The 16814-nt window shown below is 70.7% G+C and carries 13 protein-coding genes and 1 pseudogene; 8 read left to right on the top strand and 6 right to left on the bottom strand.

The window, feature by feature from the left end; translation table 11 throughout:
* The first annotated feature begins 69 nt into the window (after positions 1–69).
* From E6U81_RS10045 to E6U81_RS10060, 4 genes are all read left to right on the top strand, one after another.
* On the top strand, positions 70–1713 hold the full coding sequence (locus E6U81_RS10045; RefSeq protein ID WP_240803740.1) for a serine/threonine-protein kinase: 1644 nt from the start codon (positions 70–72) through the stop codon (positions 1711–1713).
* A 103-nt stretch (positions 1714–1816) separates the two neighbouring features.
* Positions 1817–3448, top strand: a complete 1632-nt coding sequence (locus tag E6U81_RS10050; protein ID WP_136229719.1) for a succinic semialdehyde dehydrogenase — start codon at positions 1817–1819, stop codon at positions 3446–3448.
* A 9-nt stretch (positions 3449–3457) separates the two neighbouring features.
* On the top strand, positions 3458–5275 hold the full coding sequence (locus E6U81_RS10055) for a GMC family oxidoreductase (RefSeq protein WP_136229720.1): 1818 nt from the start codon (positions 3458–3460) through the stop codon (positions 5273–5275).
* A gap of 166 nt (positions 5276–5441) precedes the next feature.
* Positions 5442–7073, top strand: coding sequence for an LPXTG cell wall anchor domain-containing protein (locus E6U81_RS10060; RefSeq protein WP_168714598.1), 1632 nt, complete (start codon positions 5442–5444; stop codon positions 7071–7073).
* Positions 7074–7342: 269 nt separating this feature from the next.
* Here the strand turns inward: E6U81_RS10060 and E6U81_RS10065 are convergent, their stop codons facing one another.
* Positions 7343–7603: a chorismate mutase gene (locus E6U81_RS10065; protein ID WP_031147873.1), complete on the bottom strand. Its 261-nt coding sequence runs from the start codon at positions 7601–7603 to the stop codon at positions 7343–7345.
* Positions 7604–7895: 292 nt separating this feature from the next.
* Between E6U81_RS10065 and guaA the strand changes: the two genes are divergently transcribed.
* From guaA to E6U81_RS10085, 4 genes are all read left to right on the top strand, one after another.
* Positions 7896–9482 carry a glutamine-hydrolyzing GMP synthase gene (gene guaA / locus E6U81_RS10070; RefSeq protein WP_136229722.1) on the top strand — a complete coding sequence of 529 codons (1587 nt, stop codon included), beginning with the start codon at positions 7896–7898 and terminating at the stop codon, positions 9480–9482.
* Positions 9483–9604: 122 nt separating this feature from the next.
* Positions 9605–10375 carry a class II aldolase/adducin family protein gene (locus E6U81_RS10075; protein WP_136229723.1) on the top strand — a complete coding sequence of 257 codons (771 nt, stop codon included), beginning with the start codon at positions 9605–9607 and terminating at the stop codon, positions 10373–10375.
* Positions 10376–10477: 102 nt separating this feature from the next.
* Complete coding sequence (locus E6U81_RS10080; RefSeq protein ID WP_206309891.1) at positions 10478–11734, top strand: hypothetical protein; 1257 nt, start codon at positions 10478–10480, stop codon at positions 11732–11734.
* Between the two features lie 18 nt (positions 11735–11752).
* Positions 11753–12259, top strand: a complete 507-nt coding sequence (locus E6U81_RS10085) for a DoxX family protein (protein WP_136229725.1) — start codon at positions 11753–11755, stop codon at positions 12257–12259.
* A gap of 8 nt (positions 12260–12267) precedes the next feature.
* Here the strand turns inward: E6U81_RS10085 and E6U81_RS10090 are convergent, their stop codons facing one another.
* The 5 genes and pseudogenes from E6U81_RS10090 to E6U81_RS10110 all read right to left on the bottom strand — a co-directional run bounded on the left by E6U81_RS10090 (position 12268) and on the right by E6U81_RS10110 (position 16810).
* Positions 12268–12738, bottom strand: a complete 471-nt coding sequence (locus tag E6U81_RS10090) for an NUDIX domain-containing protein (RefSeq protein WP_136229726.1) — start codon at positions 12736–12738, stop codon at positions 12268–12270.
* A pseudogene (locus E6U81_RS10095) lies at positions 12738–13446 on the bottom strand (helix-turn-helix domain-containing protein). The gene E6U81_RS10090 and the pseudogene E6U81_RS10095 overlap by 1 nt, the downstream one beginning before the upstream one ends.
* Positions 13447–13628: 182 nt before the next feature.
* Entirely contained in the window at positions 13629–15176 is a 1548-nt protein-coding gene (locus tag E6U81_RS10100) for a recombinase family protein (protein ID WP_136229727.1), read from the bottom strand.
* Positions 15177–15258: 82 nt separating this feature from the next.
* Positions 15259–15483 carry a hypothetical protein gene (locus E6U81_RS10105; protein WP_136229728.1) on the bottom strand — a complete coding sequence of 75 codons (225 nt, stop codon included), beginning with the start codon at positions 15481–15483 and terminating at the stop codon, positions 15259–15261.
* The gene (locus tag E6U81_RS10110; protein ID WP_136229729.1) at positions 15470–16810 is read right to left on the bottom strand and encodes a PspC domain-containing protein; all 1341 of its coding nucleotides are present in this window, start codon (positions 16808–16810) and stop codon (positions 15470–15472) included. The genes E6U81_RS10105 and E6U81_RS10110 overlap by 14 nt, the downstream gene beginning before the upstream one ends.
* Between the last annotated feature and the right edge of the window lie 4 nt (positions 16811–16814).

Consider the following 16814-nt stretch of genomic DNA (forward strand, 5'->3'; position numbering starts at 1 on the left):
CCCGGGCGGTTCCGACAGCCCCCGTGGGCTCCGTAATCTGGCCTGAAGTGCAGAGAGCGGCGGGAATTCGTGGAACAGCAGACAGGTGGGGGCGCCGTGCTGGCGGGCCGGTACAGGCTCGTCGAGCCGATCGGCCGGGGCGGCATGGGGAAGGTGTGGCGCGCGCATGACGAGCTGCTCCACAGGACCGTCGCGGTCAAGGAACTGACGGCGGGTCTGTACGTCACCCAGGCCGACCGGGACGTCATGCACGCCCGGACGCAGAAGGAGGCCCGGGCGGCGGCCCGGATCCAGCACCCGGCGGTGGTCACCGTCCACGACGTGCTGGAGCACGACGACCGGCCGTGGATCGTCATGGAGTACATCGACGGCCCCTCCCTCGCGGACGCGGCCAAGGCGGCCGGGCGGATCGAGCCGCGCGAGGCGGCCCGGATCGGGCTGCACGTGCTGGGCGCCCTGCGCGCCGCGCACGCGGTCGGCGTGCTGCACCGGGACGTGAAGCCGGGCAACGTGCTCCTCGCCAAGGACGGCCGGGTGCTGCTCACCGACTTCGGGATCGCCGCGATCGAGGGCGACTCCTCCATCACCCGCACCGGCGAGATCGTGGGCTCGATCGACTACCTGGCGCCCGAGCGGGTCACCGGCGGGATCCCCGACCCGTCCTCCGACCTGTGGTCGCTGGGCGCCACCCTGTACACGGCGGTGGAGGCACGCTCCCCGTTCCGCCGCACGTCGCCCATCTCCAGCATGCAGGCCGTGGTGAACGACGAGCCACCGGCGCTGCGCCAGGCCGGGGCGCTGGGTCCGGTGATCACGTCCCTGCTGCGCAAGGACCCGACGGAGCGGCCCTCGGCGGAGGAGGCCGAGCGGATGCTGCTGGAGGCGATGGAGGGCCGCGAGCCGAAGGCGGCCCACGCATACGTGCCGACGCGCGCCGTCACCTCGGAGGAGCTCGCCCCGGCCCAGGAGCGGCCCGAGGTGCCGGCCCCGCACGAGGAGGTCGCGCAGACGGCCCCGCTGCCGGAGCCCGCGGTCTCCGGGGCGGTTGCCGCGGCCGCGCCCGCCGACCGGGACGGCGGCTGGCTCAAGCGCGCCGCGGTGGTGGCCCTGGTGGCCGCGCTGCTCGGCGGCGGCGGTGTCTTCGGGGTCCTCAAGTACACCGGGGACTCGGGGGCGGACGGCAGTACCGACAAGGTCACGAGCTCGACGGGCGGCACTTCCGGCGACGAGGGCAAGCCGCAGGCGGCGGCCCCGCCGGCCGGCTACACGAGGGTCGTCGACCCCATCGTGGGCTTCACCCTGTTCATCCCGGAGGGCTGGAAGAGGCAGGCGAACGGTGACCAGATCGACTACACCCCGGACGACGGCAAGCACCTCATCCGGATCGCGGCCGACCCCAGCCCGGACTACAAGGACCCGTACGCCCACCTGCTGGACCTTGAGGAGAAGGTGGCGGCGCGGACGGACTACAAGAAGCACCAGCTGAACCAGAACACCTTCCGGGGCAGCACCCGGGGCGCGCTCTGGGACTTCAGCTGGACGGAGAAGCAGAGCCACCCCGGCCCGCGCAGGGCCAGGGAACAGATGTACATCGCCGCGGACGAGACCGAGTACGCGATCTACATTGCGAGCCCGGTCGCCGACTGGGACAAGACCCGCCAGCAGTTCGACGTCGTGCTCAGCGGCTGGGAGCCGCCCGCCAAGAAGCCCTGATCGGCACCGATCCGGGCATCCTGCCAGCGATCACTGGCGGAAAAGGCAAAATCCGGTTACCGGCGGGTACCCAAAGGCTGCCGGGCGCAATACGCTCACCGGCATGACGGACTCGCAGGCCTCCGACGCCCCCCTCCGCACCGCACCGCAGCCCACCAACCCGGTTGCCCCGGCCCCGGCCGGTGCCCGCACCGCAGCCGATGTGGTCACCCCCGACCTGGTCGCACGGCTGACGCGCGGAGTGATCGGCTCCGGCCGCACCGCCAACCACACCCCCTTCACCGGGGACCGGCTGGCGGAGCTCCCCGAGGCCACCCCCGAGGACGTGGCCGAGGCCTTCGACCGGGCCCGCGCCGCCCAGCCCGCCTGGGCGGCCGTCCCCGTCGCCAAGCGAGCCGCAGTCCTGCTGCGCTTCCACGACCTGGTCCTCGCCCGGCAGGCCGAGGTCCTCGACCTGATCCAGCTGGAGACCGGCAAGGCCCGCCTGCACGCCCACGAGGAGGTCCAGGCCGTCGCGGTCTCGGCCCGCCACTACGGCCGCAAGGCGCCCTCGTACCTGCGCCCCAAGGGCCACACCGGCGCGATGCCCACCCTCACCAAGGTCACCGAGCTGCGCCAGCCGCGCGGGGTCGTCGGCCAGATCGCCCCCTGGAACTACCCCCTGGAGCTGTCGGTCGGCGACGCCCTGCCGGCCTTCGTCGCGGGCAACGCGCTCGTCATGAAGCCCGACACCGAGACCGCGCTGACCGCCCTTTGGGCCCGCGACCTGCTGATCGAGGCCGGGCTGCCCGCCGAGGTGTTCCAGATCGTCCTCGGCGAAGGCCCCGTCGTCGGCCCCGAGGTGGTCCGCCACGCCGACTACGTCTCCTTCACCGGCTCCACCCGCACCGGCCGCGAGGTCGCCCGCGGTGCGGCCGACCGGCTCGTCGGGGTCTCCCTCGAACTCGGCGGCAAGAACGCCATGCTCGTCCTGCACGACGCCGACGTCGAGAAGGCCGCCGCGGGCGCCGTCCGCGCCTGCTTCTCCTCCGCCGGCCAGCTGTGCATCTCCATCGAGCGGCTCTACGTCCACGCCTCGATCGCCGACGACTTCGTCGAGCGGTTCGCCGCCCGCACCCGGGCCATGCGCTTGGGCAGCTCCCTGTCCTACGGCGCCGACATGGGCTCGCTGGTCGGCGAGCGCCAGCTGGAGACCGTACAGCGGCACGTCGACGAGGCCGTCGCCAAGGGCGCCACCCTCGTCGCCGGCGGCACCGCCCGCCCCGACATCGGCCCGCTCTTCTACGAGCCCACCATCCTCGACGGCGTCGAGGCCCCCATGGCGGTCTGCGGCGAGGAGACCTTCGGCCCGGTCGTCTCGATCTACCGCTTCACCGACGAGGAGCAGGCGATCGCGGAGGCCAACGCCACCGCCTACGGCCTCAACTCCAGCGTCTGGACCAAGAGCGCCCGCCGCGGCCACTTGGTCGCCGCCCGCCTGCGCACCGGCACCGTCAACATCAACGAGGGCTACGCCCCCGCCTACGGCAGCGCCCAGGCGCCCATGGGCGGCATGAAGGACTCCGGCCTCGGCCGCCGCCACGGCTCCGAGGGCATCCTCAAGTACACCGAGGCCCAGACCGTCGCCCACCAGCGGCTGGTCCCCATGGCGCCCTCGCTGGGCATGGACGACGAGAAGTACGCGGCGTTCATGACCCGCAGCCTCCAGGTCATGAAGGCTCTCCGACTGCGCTAAGGGGTATCCGTGTCGCACGACGACGCGTCCGACGACGCCTACGACTACGACGTCATCGTCATCGGATCGGGCTTCGGAGGGTCGGTCTCGGCCCTGCGCCTCACCGAGAAGGGCTACCGGGTCGGCGTCCTGGAGGCAGGGCGCCGCTTCACCCGCGAGAGCCTGCCGAAGAACAGCTGGGACCTGCGCAACTACCTGTGGGCCCCGGCCCTCGGGCTGTACGGGATCCAGCGGATCCACCTGCTGGGCAACGTCATGGTGCTCGCGGGCGCCGGCGTCGGCGGCGGCTCGCTGAACTACGCCAACACCCTGTACGTGCCGCCCCGGGCCTTCTTCGAGGACCGGCAGTGGGCGTCCATCACCGACTGGCGGGGCGAACTCGCCCCGTACTACGAGCAGGCCAAGCGGATGCTCGGGGTGCGCCTCAACCCGACCATGACCCCCTCCGACGTCCACCTCAAGGCGGCCGCCGAGAAGATGGGCGTGGCGGACACCTTCCACATGGCCCCGGTCGGCGTCTTCTTCGGCGACGGCGAGGACGCCGGCGCCGGGCCCCGGGTCCGGCCCGGCGAGGAGACCGCGGACCCGTACTTCGGAGGGGCCGGCCCCTCCCGCAAGGCCTGCACCGAGTGCGGCGAGTGCATGACCGGCTGCCGGCACGGCGCGAAGAACACCCTGAACGAGAACTACCTGCACCTCGCCGAACGCGCCGGGGCCGTCATCCACCCCATGACGACGGTCACCGCCCTGTCCGAGCACCCGGACGGCGGCCACCGCGTGCGCACCGTGCCCACCGACGGCCGCCGCCGCGGGAAGGCGAAGGTGCTGCGCTGCCGGTACGTGGTCGTCGCCGCGGGCACGTACGGCACGCAGACCCTGCTGCACACCATGAAGGACCGCGGCGAGCTGCCGCGCCTGTCGGAGCGGCTCGGGCAGCTGACCCGGACCAACTCCGAGGGCATCGTCGGCGCGCAGACCGACGACCGCCGCTACCGCAGGCGCCGCGGTGCGGGCCCCGGCACGGAGCAGCGGGCCGACTTCACCAGGGGCGTGGCGATCACCTCCTCCGTGCACCCCAACGCCGACACCCACATCGAGCCGGTCCGCTACGGCAAGGGGTCCAACGCGATGGGGTTCATGACCGTCCTGCAGGTCCCCCACAGCGCCCACCGGGTCCGCGGCTGGCTGGCCAGGACCGCCAGGCACCCCCTCCAGCTGGCCCGGTCGCTGTCCAACCGGCGCTGGTCGGAGCGGACCATCATCGGCCTGGTCATGCAGTCCCTGGACAACTCGCTCACCACGTACCGCAGGCCGGGCGGGATCGGGAAGGGCATGCTCACCGCCCGCCAGGGACACGGCGCCCCGAACCCGGTGCAGATCGCCGAGGCCACGCAGGCCGCGACCCTGCTGGCCGAGGAGATCAACGGCTTCCCCGGCAGCAACATCGGCGAGCTGATGGGGACCCCGCTGACCGCGCACTTCCTGGGCGGCTGCCCGATCGGGGCGTCGGCGCAGGAGGGTGTGGTGGACCCGTACCACCGGCTCTACGGGCACCCGGGCATCTCGGTGGTCGACGGCTCGGCCGTCTCCGCGAACCTGGGGGTCAACCCGTCGCTGACGATCACCGCGCAGGCGGAGCGGGCGATGTCGTACTGGCCGAACAAGGGGGAGCAGGACCCGCGGCCCGAACAGGGCGCCGCCTACACCCGCCTGGACGCGGTCGAACCGGTCCGGCCGGCCGTCCCCAAGGACGCGTTCGGCGCGCTGCGGCTGCCGTTCCTGGCAGTCCCCGAAATCCCCCCACGGGATCCGGAACCTGCCGGATGACGGCGGTGGGTACCGCGCTCCCCCTCCGAGCGCGGTACCCACCGCGGTACATACGTGACAGATGTTCAGCCTTGATGGTTGTACCGGAATCCGCCAAGCCGGGGTGTGGTGTCGATCACATGGCCAACGAGGCAACTGCGCATCGCGCTCGACCGTCAACGGCAGCATGAGAAAGCCCATCTCCTTGCTGGCTGCCTGCGGCATCGCCGCCCTGGGTCTCGCAGCCACCCCCGCACACGCCGCGGACCCCTCCTTCACCCTGGCCGGACCGGCCGAGATCGGCCTGCGCCCGCACCCCGGGCAGAGCGGCGCACCGCAGAAGACCTCGGTCGAGTTCCGGCTCGTCAACGACACCGCCTCGGCGTTCGAGCGCCAGAGCACCTTCACGATCGACCTGAGCGGCCTCAAGGGGATCGCCGACGTCGCCCTCGCGAAGCAGCAGGGCTCGGAGTGCACGCTCACCGAGGCGGCCGTCACCTGCAAGCGGCCCGCGCTGTGGAAGGGCGAGACCGGCGTCGTCGACCTTGACCTCAGCGCCGCCCCGGGCAGCAAGGCCGGCGCCACCGCCGACCTCACCGTGACCGGCAAGGCCGAGGGCGCCACCTTCAAGGCCGCCACCACCAAGGTCCGGGTCGGCGGCCCCGACCTGGTACTGGAGCGGGCCGCGCTCAAGGAGGAGCAGAAGCCGGGCGACCAGCAGAACCTGTCGATCGTCTTCGCGAACGAGGGCACGGAGCCCGTCCGGGGCGTCGTCCTGGAGATGCGGACCACGCACGGCATCGACCTGCTGGAGCAGTACGACAACTGCTCCTACTCCGAGGACAAGGGCGAGGGGCAGCCCCTGAACACGGCCTGGAGCACGGTGCAGTGCCTGCTGGAGGGCGAGTACAAGCCGGGCAGCGTCTACGGGGTCGACGGATCGCTGACCCTCAAGGCCGCCCCGCACGCCTTCGCCGACACCCTCACCTACGCCGTGTACGCCGACGGGCAGCAGCCGAAGGTCGGCAAGGCGTCCAGGAAGCCGACCGGCGGCAAGAAGCTGGCCGTGCGGGAACGCGCCGCCGGCAAGGCCTCCGCGCAGTCGGCCGACCTCGACCCCTGGAACAACCTCCAGGAGTTCGACTTCAGGACGCGCAACAGCGCCGACCTCGTGGCCTGGCCCGTCGCCCTCGTCGGCGGGACGGGCGAGACGGTCAGGGCCGACTTCGGCTTCCGCAACAACGGTCCCGCCTGGGTGGCGGAACTGCGCTCCGGAAAGAGCGTCGCCCGCACCGACATCGTGATCCCGGCCGGCACGAAGGTCACCAAGGTCCCGGCCGGCTGCCACGGCGTCAACGCCGACGGCACCGCCCGCGAGCAGACGCTCGGCGCGCCGCGCTACTTCTGCTCCACCGGCCACGTCGTGGGGGAGCGGGAGAAGTTCAGCTACCCGTTCGAGCTGAAGATCGAGCAGGTCGTGGCGAACGCGGCGGGCTCCGTGACGGTCGGCCAGCAGGCGCCCGAGGGCGCCAAGGGGCAGCCGTGGGACCCGAACCACGCCAATGACAAGACGCCCGTCGTGATCAGCGCGAAGGACGGCGGCGCCACGCCGACCGCCACGACCAGCCCCTCGCCGTCCGCGACGGCGACCACCTCGGCCACGCCGACCGCGACCGCCACCTCCGGCGCCACCGCGAACGGCGGCCTCGCCGCCACCGGCAGCTCCGCCGGCATGCTCGCGCTCGGCGGCGCGGTGCTCGTGGCCGCGGGCGGCGGCCTGGTCCTGGCCTTCCGCCGCAAGGCCGGCTCGCACGCCTAGACGTGCCGGGCCGCGCGGCCCGGTACGCAGAACGGCCGGCCCGGGGCGTCCCCCGGGCCGGCCGTCCACGAGGTGACCGGGCTGCTGTCCCCTGCCGTCCGGTCACGCGAAGGAGCGAGGTCCCACGACGTGCGCACCACGAGGCGCACGTCTCATCGCTCCTGCAGAGCCACGCGTGGTGTTGCGGTTCCGCGGCTGGCTGACGCGGACATCCTCACCAACGAAGCGTCCCGGGGGCGGTCACGCTCCGGACGAGTGACGAACAGCCGTCACACCCGGCCCCGGCACAGCTCCAGCAGGGTCATCGCGAGGGCGGTGCCGGGCTTGCCGAGGGCATCGCTCCAATGGGACAGCACCTCCATCTCGCGGGACAGGTGCACCCGGCGCCCGCCGGAGGCGATCCGGGCGTCCTGGATGACCGTCGAGACGGCCATCCGCTCCTGGATCAGTCCGATGATCCGGTCGTCGATCGCGTCGATACGGGTGCGGGACTCGGCGATCAGCTGCTCGGGGGTGGTGGTGACGCTCATGGTGTTCTCCTGTGGGTCGTGCCGACAGGAGCGGAAACGCGGAGCGCCCCGGTCCTGTCGGACCGGGGCGCTCTGGGAAGTCAGCGGCTCAAGCGAGCATCACGATGACCCATGGCGACCGGACCGGCCGGTGCCATAGGTAAAGAGGAAGCTCAGCTGCTTGCGCACGGAAGGGATTATGGCCCCGTGTCCCGTCGTGTGCCAAGCCGATTCGGATGGTGAGACAAAGGGGCCCCGGCGTCCCCCGTTAGAATCGACAAAACAGCCACCTCTTCCGCCGGAAGGCCGCCCCGTGCCAGAAGCACCCTCCGCCGCCCACGACAGCGCCCCGGACACGGTTCTCGTCGTCGACTTCGGCGCCCAGTACGCCCAGCTCATCGCCCGCCGCGTCCGCGAGGCACGGGTCTACAGCGAGATCGTGCCGAGCTCGATGCCCGTCGACGAGATGCTGGCCAAGAACCCGAAGGCGATCATCCTCTCCGGCGGTCCGTCCTCCGTCTACGAGGAAGGCGCCCCGCAGCTCGACCGCGCCCTCTTCGAGGCCGGGATCCCCGTCTTCGGCATGTGCTACGGCTTCCAGCTGATGGCGACCCTCCTCGGCGGCACCGTCGACAACACCGGCGCCCGCGAGTACGGCCGCACCCCGCTGCACGTCTCCAGGACCGGCTCCACCCTCTTCGAGGGCACCCCGGAGAACCAGTCGGTGTGGATGTCGCACGGCGACGCCTGCTCCGCCGCCCCCGAGGGCTTCACCGTCACCGCGTCGACGAACGTCGTACCCGTGGCGGCCTTCGAGAACGACGAGAAGAAGCTGTACGGCGTGCAGTACCACCCCGAGGTGATGCACTCCACGCACGGCCAGCAGATCCTGGAGCACTTCCTCTACCGCGGCGCCGGCCTGGCCCCCACCTGGACCACCGGCAACATCGTCGAGGAGCAGATCGCGGCCATCCGCGAGCAGGTCGGCGACAAGCGCGCCATCTGCGGCCTGTCCGGCGGCGTGGACTCCGCGGTCGCCGCGGCCCTCGTGCAGAAGGCCATCGGCTCCCAGCTCACCTGCGTCTACGTCGACCACGGCCTGATGCGCAAGGGCGAGACCGAGCAGGTCGAGAAGGACTTCGTCGCCGCCACCGGCGTGCAGCTGAAGGTCGTCGACGCGCAGGAGCGCTTCCTGAACGCCCTCGCCGGCGTCTCCGACCCGGAGACCAAGCGGAAGATCATCGGCCGCGAGTTCATCCGCGTCTTCGAGCAGGCCCAGCTGGAGATCCTCCAGGAGGACGGCCCCGCGGTCGCCTTCCTCGTGCAGGGCACCCTGTACCCGGACGTCGTCGAGTCCGGCGGCGGCACCGGCACCGCGAACATCAAGTCGCACCACAACGTCGGCGGCCTCCCCGACGACATCGAGTTCGAGCTCGTCGAGCCGCTGCGCCAGCTGTTCAAGGACGAGGTCCGCATGGTCGGCCAGGAGCTCGGCCTGCCCGACGAGATCGTCCAGCGCCAGCCCTTCCCCGGCCCCGGCCTCGGCATCCGCATCGTCGGCGAGGTCACCAAGGAGCGCCTGGACCTGCTCCGCGAGGCCGACGCCATCGCCCGCCACGAGCTCACCGCGGCCGGCCTGGACCGCGAGATCTGGCAGTGCCCGGTCGTCCTGCTCGCGGACGTCCGCAGCGTCGGCGTCCAGGGCGACGGCCGCACCTACGGCCACCCGATCGTCCTGCGCCCCGTCTCCTCCGAGGACGCGATGACCGCGGACTGGACGCGCATGCCGTACGAGGTGCTCGCCCGGATCTCCACCCGCATCACCAACGAGGTGCCGGAGGTGAACCGTGTGGTCCTGGACTGCACGAGCAAGCCCCCGGGCACCATCGAGTGGGAGTAGTCCCACCCCGCAGTGCGTGACGAGCCGCCGCTCCTTCGGAGCGGCGGCTCCGCCGTTTCTCTGGCCACTTGGCAGGGGCGCGGGTACCTTGCGCCGCGTGCCGAGCCGTCGAAGGAGCGCCCATGCCGGACCAGCCCGTACCCGTGCCCGTGGACCGGCTGCGGTTCGAGATGCCGCCCGCGCACGCCGACCCGGCCGAGGAGCGCGCGCACCGCAAGGAGCGCCTCGCCGGAACGCTGCGGCTGTTCGCCCGCCTCGGGTACGAGGACGGGGTCGCCGGGCACGTCACCGCACGGGACCCGGAGTTCGACGACTGCTACTGGGTGAACCCCTTCGGCCGCTCCTTCGCCGCCCTCCGCGCCGAGGACCTGCTGCTCGTCGACGGCGGCGGGCGCGTGGTGCAGGGGGAGCGGCGGGTCAACCAGCTGGCCTTCGCCGTGCACGCGGCCGTGCACCGGGCGCGCCCCGAGGCGGTGGCCGTCGTCCGCGCGCAGGCCCCGTACGGCCGGGCCCTGGCCGCCCTCGGTGAACTGCTCTCCCCGCTCTCCCACGAGGCCTGCGCCTTCTACGAGGACCACGCGCTCCTCGACGAGTACGCCGGCGCGGAGGACGGCGTGCGGATCGGCCGGGCGCTCGGCCCGTACAAGGCGCTCATCCTGCGCAACCGCGGGCTGCTGACCGTCGGCGGTTCCGTGGACGCGGCCGCCTGGTGGTTCGTCGCGGCGGAACGGGCGGCGCAGGTCCAGCTGCTCGCACGGGCCGCCGGGAAACCGGTGCTCATCGACCACCACAGCGCCCTCGCCACCCGCGAGCGGTTCGGCGGGGACCTCGCCGCCTGGGTGAGCTACCAGCCGCTGTGGCAGACCGTCGCGGACATGGCGTCAACATCATGAACCGTTAATCACCTGCTCTGACATCGTGCGCAATCCGGAGCACTGCCGCAGTGGTGCACAATTCGCTGGCATTGCCCCGTAGTTCAGAGAGGCGGCACGTACGTGGCTGTCCAAGAGATGTCCCGCGGCACCCATACCACTGCCTGTGCCTGCGAAGAGTGCGCACGTGAAGGGCACCGCCGAGCGGTCGCCGCGTTCCTGGAGAAGCGCGACGAGTTCGCCGCCGGGCAGGGCGTGCCGGCCGCCGTCGCCCACTCCCTCGGCGCCTCCCGTCAGTGGGTCTCCGACGAGCTGGCCCTGTCCGCCCGCAACGTCGCCGACCGCGGCCGGGAGGCCGGGAACACCTGGCTGTACGTGTTCTCGCGGCGGGCCGTCCTCGCCGTGTGGATCGCCGCCGGCGTCCTGCTGCTGGTCCAGGTCGCCGCCGCGCTCGGCACCGGCTGGTCCACGGCCCGCACCGCCGGACTGCTCGCCGCCCTGCTGCTGGCCGGGCTGCTGACGGTCGCGGCCCGCGCCCAGTCCCTGCGCGGCGGGCTGCTGGCCCCGCTGGTCGGCGAGGACAACCGGCTGTCCACCTCGAAGGCGGTGCCCAGCGCCTGGGTGGTGCTCACGGCGTTCGCCACGCTGCTGCCCGCGCTGCGGCTGGCCGCGTCGGTCCCCGGCCCGGAGCGGCAGGCACTGTACGCGGGCCTCGCCCTGGACCGGGCGCTGCCGCTGCTGTCGGTGGTCGTGCTGACCTCCGGGGTGGCGGTGCTGGTGCGCCGGGTGGTCTCCGTACGCATCATGAGCCAGCGGCTGCAGAAGCTGCCGGCCGACCGGCCGCGCGGAGCGGACCTGCTGACGGACGACGCGGGCCGCGGCAGCTTCCCGGACGCCCAGTACGTGCTCGTCTCGACGGTCGTCCTGGCCTACGCGGCGGCCTCGCTCGCCCGCTTCCCGGACCGGCTGCCGCAGCTGCCGTGGGCGCTGGCCCTGCTCGTCGCCCTGTCCGCCGCGGTGTACCTGGCGGCGAAGTACGCGGAGGGCAGCCGCCCGCTCGTGCTGTCGGTGGTGCGCAGACGGGAGCCCGGGGACCTGGACGCCGCTGTCCGCCCCGGGGACGACATCGAGATCCGGGGCGTGGGCTTCGTGCCGCCCGGGGCGCAGACCCCGGAGATGCTCGCCCGGCTCGTGGTGCGGATCGGGGCGGTCCACGTGCACGTACCGCTGGTCCCGGTGCCCGGCGGGTTCACCAATCCCTCCGACGCGGTGCTGACGGTGCCGGTCCCGGCGGAAGTGGAACCCGGGCGCACCGAAATCCAGGTGGTCACGGCCGCCGGAGTGGAATCCAACCGCTGCACCATCGACGTGGCCGAGTGATCGGGGTACACATGTCGCGTGACCAGAACCGAAGCACCTCCCCGGACCGACGTACCGCGCGGGCTGCGTGACCAGGCTGCCCGGTACCACCTCCTGCCCCTGCGGCTCTTCCTCGGCGTGACCTTCGTCTACGCGGGACTGGACAAGCTCTTCGATCCCGCGTTCCTCTCCGCCTCCGGCGACGGCTCCATCGGCGACCTGATGCGCGGGGTGCGCGACACCTCGGCGATCCCCGCCCTCGTGGACCTGTCCCTGGAATCCCCCGTGGGCTTCGCCGTGTTCCTCGCCGTCGCCGAGATCCTGGTCGGCCTCGGCACGCTGGCCGGCCTGCTGTCGCGAACCGCGGCGATCGGCGGGGCGCTGATCTCGCTCAGCCTGTGGCTCACGGTGTCGTGGGCGGTGTCCCCGTACTACTACGGCAACGACCTCGCTTACTTGTTTTGCTGGCTACCTCTTGTGATGGCCGGAGCACCTTACTGGTCACTGGATGCCCTGATCAGGCGCAGGCGGACGGCGACCACCTGAGGACGGAGCTATCCGAGGTAGGGGGCCTCCCGGTCCTCCAAGAAGTGGGTCAGCCTCAGCCGTTGTGTGTGGTGCACGTCCAGGGAGCCGAGAGCGCCAGGGTCCACCCAGCGGAGTTCCAGGGACTCGTCCGAGACAGTCAGGGTCCCGCCTACCAGGCGGGCCCGGAAGCACACGTTGAACTGTCGGCGGACCTCTCCGTCGGTGTACGCGATGATGTGCCGGGGGTCGGTGTACGTCCCGACGAGCCCGGTGATCTCTACGTCCAGGCCGGTCTCTTCCTTGACCTCTCGGACGGCCGTGCCGGGCAGGCTGTCGGTCATCTCCATGCCTCCGCCCGGCAAAGCCCATAGACCGCTGTCTGAGCGTTTCTGAAGCAGGATGCGGCCCATGTCGTCGGTCACCACGGCAGACGCCGCTACGACCATGCTGTTCGGCTCCGGGGCGTCCGGATCATCGAAGTACTCGATGCGTGCCACTAGCTGACCTCCTGTGCCGTGGACCAGACGGCATCAAAGCTCTCGGTGTAGGTGTCGAACATGGACCCGCCGTCAGCGCGTCGCAGGTGCCACACCGGCGCACCGTACGCGTTCACGCCCCACACGTGGGCATTGACCAGGGCTTGGTCGTCGGCCCCGTAGATCGAGTTGTAGAGCGTCGTTCCATGGGTTCTGATCTCCACACCAGCGACGTCGACAAGCGACCGGTAGTGCAACAGCGCCAGCCGGCATCGTGACTCGATGCCGTGCCCGAATCTCTCCTCTTGGCCCCGTAGCTGAACGTTCTGAGAGTCGGCGTCACCCAAGCAGATGCGCACCCGGCATCCGGCCTCTGCCCTCTCCCTGAGTAGGTCATTGAGGCGGGGTACGCCTCATGCAGGAAGACGGCCGCATAAACCAAGACATCGACCCGCTCTTGGGCCGACGACAGAAGGTCGACGAACACCGACACGGGAAGGTCTGCCCGCTGCTCGGAGAGGGCCACCAGTTCGGGACTCACAGCCCTTGCCGACCGAGCCTGCCTCAACGCGGGCCACAAAGGTGTATGTCCTCTCCCAGGGCCTCGGCAGCTTTGATCGCGGTTGCCCTCCGGGGCACCCTCCCGAGGTTCACCCATCGCTCGACGCTCTTGGGATCGACTCCCGATGCCTCGGCAAGAGTTCAGTGTGTCCACCCCCTGGAAGTCATCGTCGCCCGCAGACGCTCATCGCCAGCCATAGGGACGTTCTACCCTCATTGGGACGTCCCAAAGTGGAGAATGTGCGAGGTTCCGTCCGGGAATTGCTCGCAGACAGGTGCATCTATTTTGAGGGGTTCTCTATATCTAGTGCTACTTAGCGCTGGGCCCCCTTTGGAGGCCCAGTTGTTTGTCAGTGCATAGTGAACGGCTGGCTCAGGTTGCCCAGATCCACCACTGCGCCGAAGTCCGTGGTATTCGAGACTCCCTTGATGAGCGGGTTCAGGCGGACGGTGATCCCCGCCTTGAGTAGGTGGCGTGTCCTCTCGGTGTCGTTGCCCTCGTTCCGCTCCCACATGTGGCGGAAGGTCTCCCCGGTGTCCCGGTATTCGTACCTGTCCGGCTTGTCTCCCTCGGCGGCCAAGGAATCATGTTCCTCGTAGAGGGCTGCGATCTCTTCTTCGGTGGCCTTCTTGGCGAATCCGGCCGAGTTCTTTCCTCCGGGGCGGATGGACCTCTGGAGTTCCGTCACGTACTCCTTGATCTCCTGGAGTCTCTGGGAGTTGTTCGAACCCTTGACGTAGTGACGCTCATGCATGGGGAAGTCTCCGATGACTCCCAGTACCGCGCTCTCTACGACCTCCCTCACCTTCTCGGCTCGGAAGGCGTAACCCTTCCCGCAGGATTCTCGGTTGGCCGACTTGTTGCAGCGATAGACAGGCTTGCCCTGTTGCCGCTCCGGATTGAAGAGATACAAGTTGCCGCCGCAGCCGCCGCAGAGTACCACGCCGCGATATGCAGTCGTGTTCTTCGTCGAGCGGCGGGCAGCGCTTGGGCGCCCATTCATTTCGTCCTGGAGTTTCGACCACTCGTCATCTGTGATGAGTGGGTCTGCCATGCGAATCTTTCCTTCGGAAGTCAGGATCGGCTGGGAGAATCCATACTTCTTTCCGGGAACCTTCACTTCCTCGCACTTCCAGCCGAGGATTGTTTCAGACCTCAGGATGGATGTGAGGGTGCGGCTCCGCCATATCGGTAGAGGTTCGCCGTTGTTCCTCCGGCGATTCGACATCCTCTCGCCGCCAGGGGATAGAATGCCTCTGGCGTTGAAGTCATCGCAGATGGCCGAGTAGGGCTCGCAGGCCTCGACCACCCGCTTGTACATCTCCCGAATGACTTCCTTCTGATTCTCGCGCACCCGGAGTCTCATTGCTCCGTCGGTGTCGCGGAATGATTCGTAACCGTAGGGCGGGATTCCCTTGGCCCAGACGTTCTTGGACTTGGCGTAGCTCTGGAACGACTTGACTCGCATGGAGATGTTCTGGGCTTCGGTCTCGGCGATAGCCGCGAACAGGTCGATGATGACGTGCCGAAATGGGCCGACCATGTCGAGTACGGGTTCCTTGGCGGAAACCAGGAACTTGCCGCCGTGAGTCGTCGCCCACTTGATCATGTCCTGCATGTCGACGACTTTGCGGACGAACCTGTCCATCTTCCAGAACAGCAGCAGATCGAATTCAGGTGCCCGGTTGTTCAACCATTCCCCGAGCTGTGGTCTCTCGAACGGATGGGACTTGGTGGCGGAGATGTGGGCGTCCTTGGCCACGCCCACAACCTGCCATCCGAGGTGCTGCCTCTCGGCTACGTAGGCCATGCAGTCCTGGAGCTGGCGCTCCAGCGAAGTGGATGCGTCGGTCTCGTTGCTGATCCTGAGAGCGATCAGTACACGCACAGGCTTCATAGGCGCAGACCCTATAGCAGCAGTACGTCAGTGACCTGATCTACCTGATGGCCTGGACCCCGCTGATCCTCGCCGGTGCGCCCTACCTGTCCCTGGATTCGGAGATCGCCTCGCGCCGGTCACGGCGTACGGCGTAGGTGACCAGGCCCACCAGTGCGGCCAGCGTCAGCCCGCCCGCGGTCAGCGGGATGACCGCGTACCACGGCATGTCGGCCTCACCGGTGGTCTCGACGAGGTAGAGCGCGCCCGCCAGCAGCAGGACCAGCCCTGCGATCAGCCGTCCCGGCTGGAACTCATGACGCCGCACGGGCCACCTCCACCTGTCCGATACCCGCACTGAGGTCCAGCTCGATCGTCCCGCCGGCCTCGGTGCCGGCGGCCGGGGCGAGGGTCGCCGTCCGGTTCTGCTGCCCGGGCCCGGCCCGCTCGATGCGGCCCGCGTAGTCGCCCGGCAGCTGGATGTCGCCGAGGCGCCGGACGGTGACGTCCGCCTGGGCGGTGACCTCCCGGGGCAGCAGCACCTTGAGCCGGCCCGCGTCGATGGAGGCGCTCACGGCCACGGTGGTGCCCCTGGGCACGTCCAGGCGGCTCAGGTCCAGGGTGGCCAGCCCGGTGCCCGCCTCGTACTCGGGCCGTACGTCGGCCACCGCGGCCGGCCGCCACTCGACCTCCCGCCAGTCGGTGCCGATCTCGCGCGGCAGCGCCGCGGCGCCCGCCAGCAGACCGGAGGTGAACACGGCCAGCACGACCGTGCCGAAGCCGGTGCGCCCCACCAGGGAGCTGACCGCGAGGCCCAGGCCGAAGACGATCAGGGCGGCGGCGAGCCCGGTCTGCAGGGCCTCGCCGAGGGAGCTGCCCTCCCATCGCGCCGCGGTACCGGCCGCTCCCGCCAGCAGGGCGAGCACGAACACCCGGCCGCCGATGCCGCCCCCGCGGACCCGGGCGGCGGCGGGCGGCCGTACGGACGCGTCCGCGGTGCCCGCGGCCTCGGACTCCACCGGGCCGGCGGCGTCGGGCGGACCCCACAGGTACCCCGTCGAGCCGACGGGGCCGGTGGTGCCGTCCTTGACCAGCGGGTCCCGCCACCAGGAGGGGGAACCGGGAGCGGGCGGCGCCTTCGTCTCCGGCGGGGCCGCCGGAGAGTGCGCGGCGCGGGACGCGGCCCCGCCCGGGGCGGGCGCCTCCGTCTCGGGGGCGAGGCTCTGCCGGCGCCGCTGGGACCAGTACGAGGCGCCGCCGAGCGCCAGCACCACCAGGACCGAGAACAGCGCCAGCGCGCCGTTGTCCAGCATCGACAGGAACAGCGCACAGCCCACCAGGGCGGCGAACACCGCCGCCAGGGTCGCCCCTTCGACCCGGCCCGTCAGCAGCTTCTTCACCTCGCTGTCCTCCTCGCCCTCCTGCGGGAGCAGCAGCCACGCGAAGCCGTAGAAGATGAGGCCGACGCCGCCGGTGACCGCGAGGACGCCGAGGACGATCCGGAAGACGACCGGGTCCAGGTCGAAGTACCGGCCCAGGCCGCCGCACACGCCCGCGAGGTGCTTGTCGCGCTTGCTGCGGCGCAGGGGCGGCCGGGGCTCGGCCGCCCGGGGTGCCCCGGTGTCCGCCGGCGGGGCGTCGTGTACTTCGGTCATGCGT

The organism is Streptomyces sp. A0592 (assembly GCF_004795115.1).
In the GTDB taxonomy this organism is placed as follows: domain Bacteria; phylum Actinomycetota; class Actinomycetes; order Streptomycetales; family Streptomycetaceae; genus Streptomyces; species Streptomyces erythrochromogenes.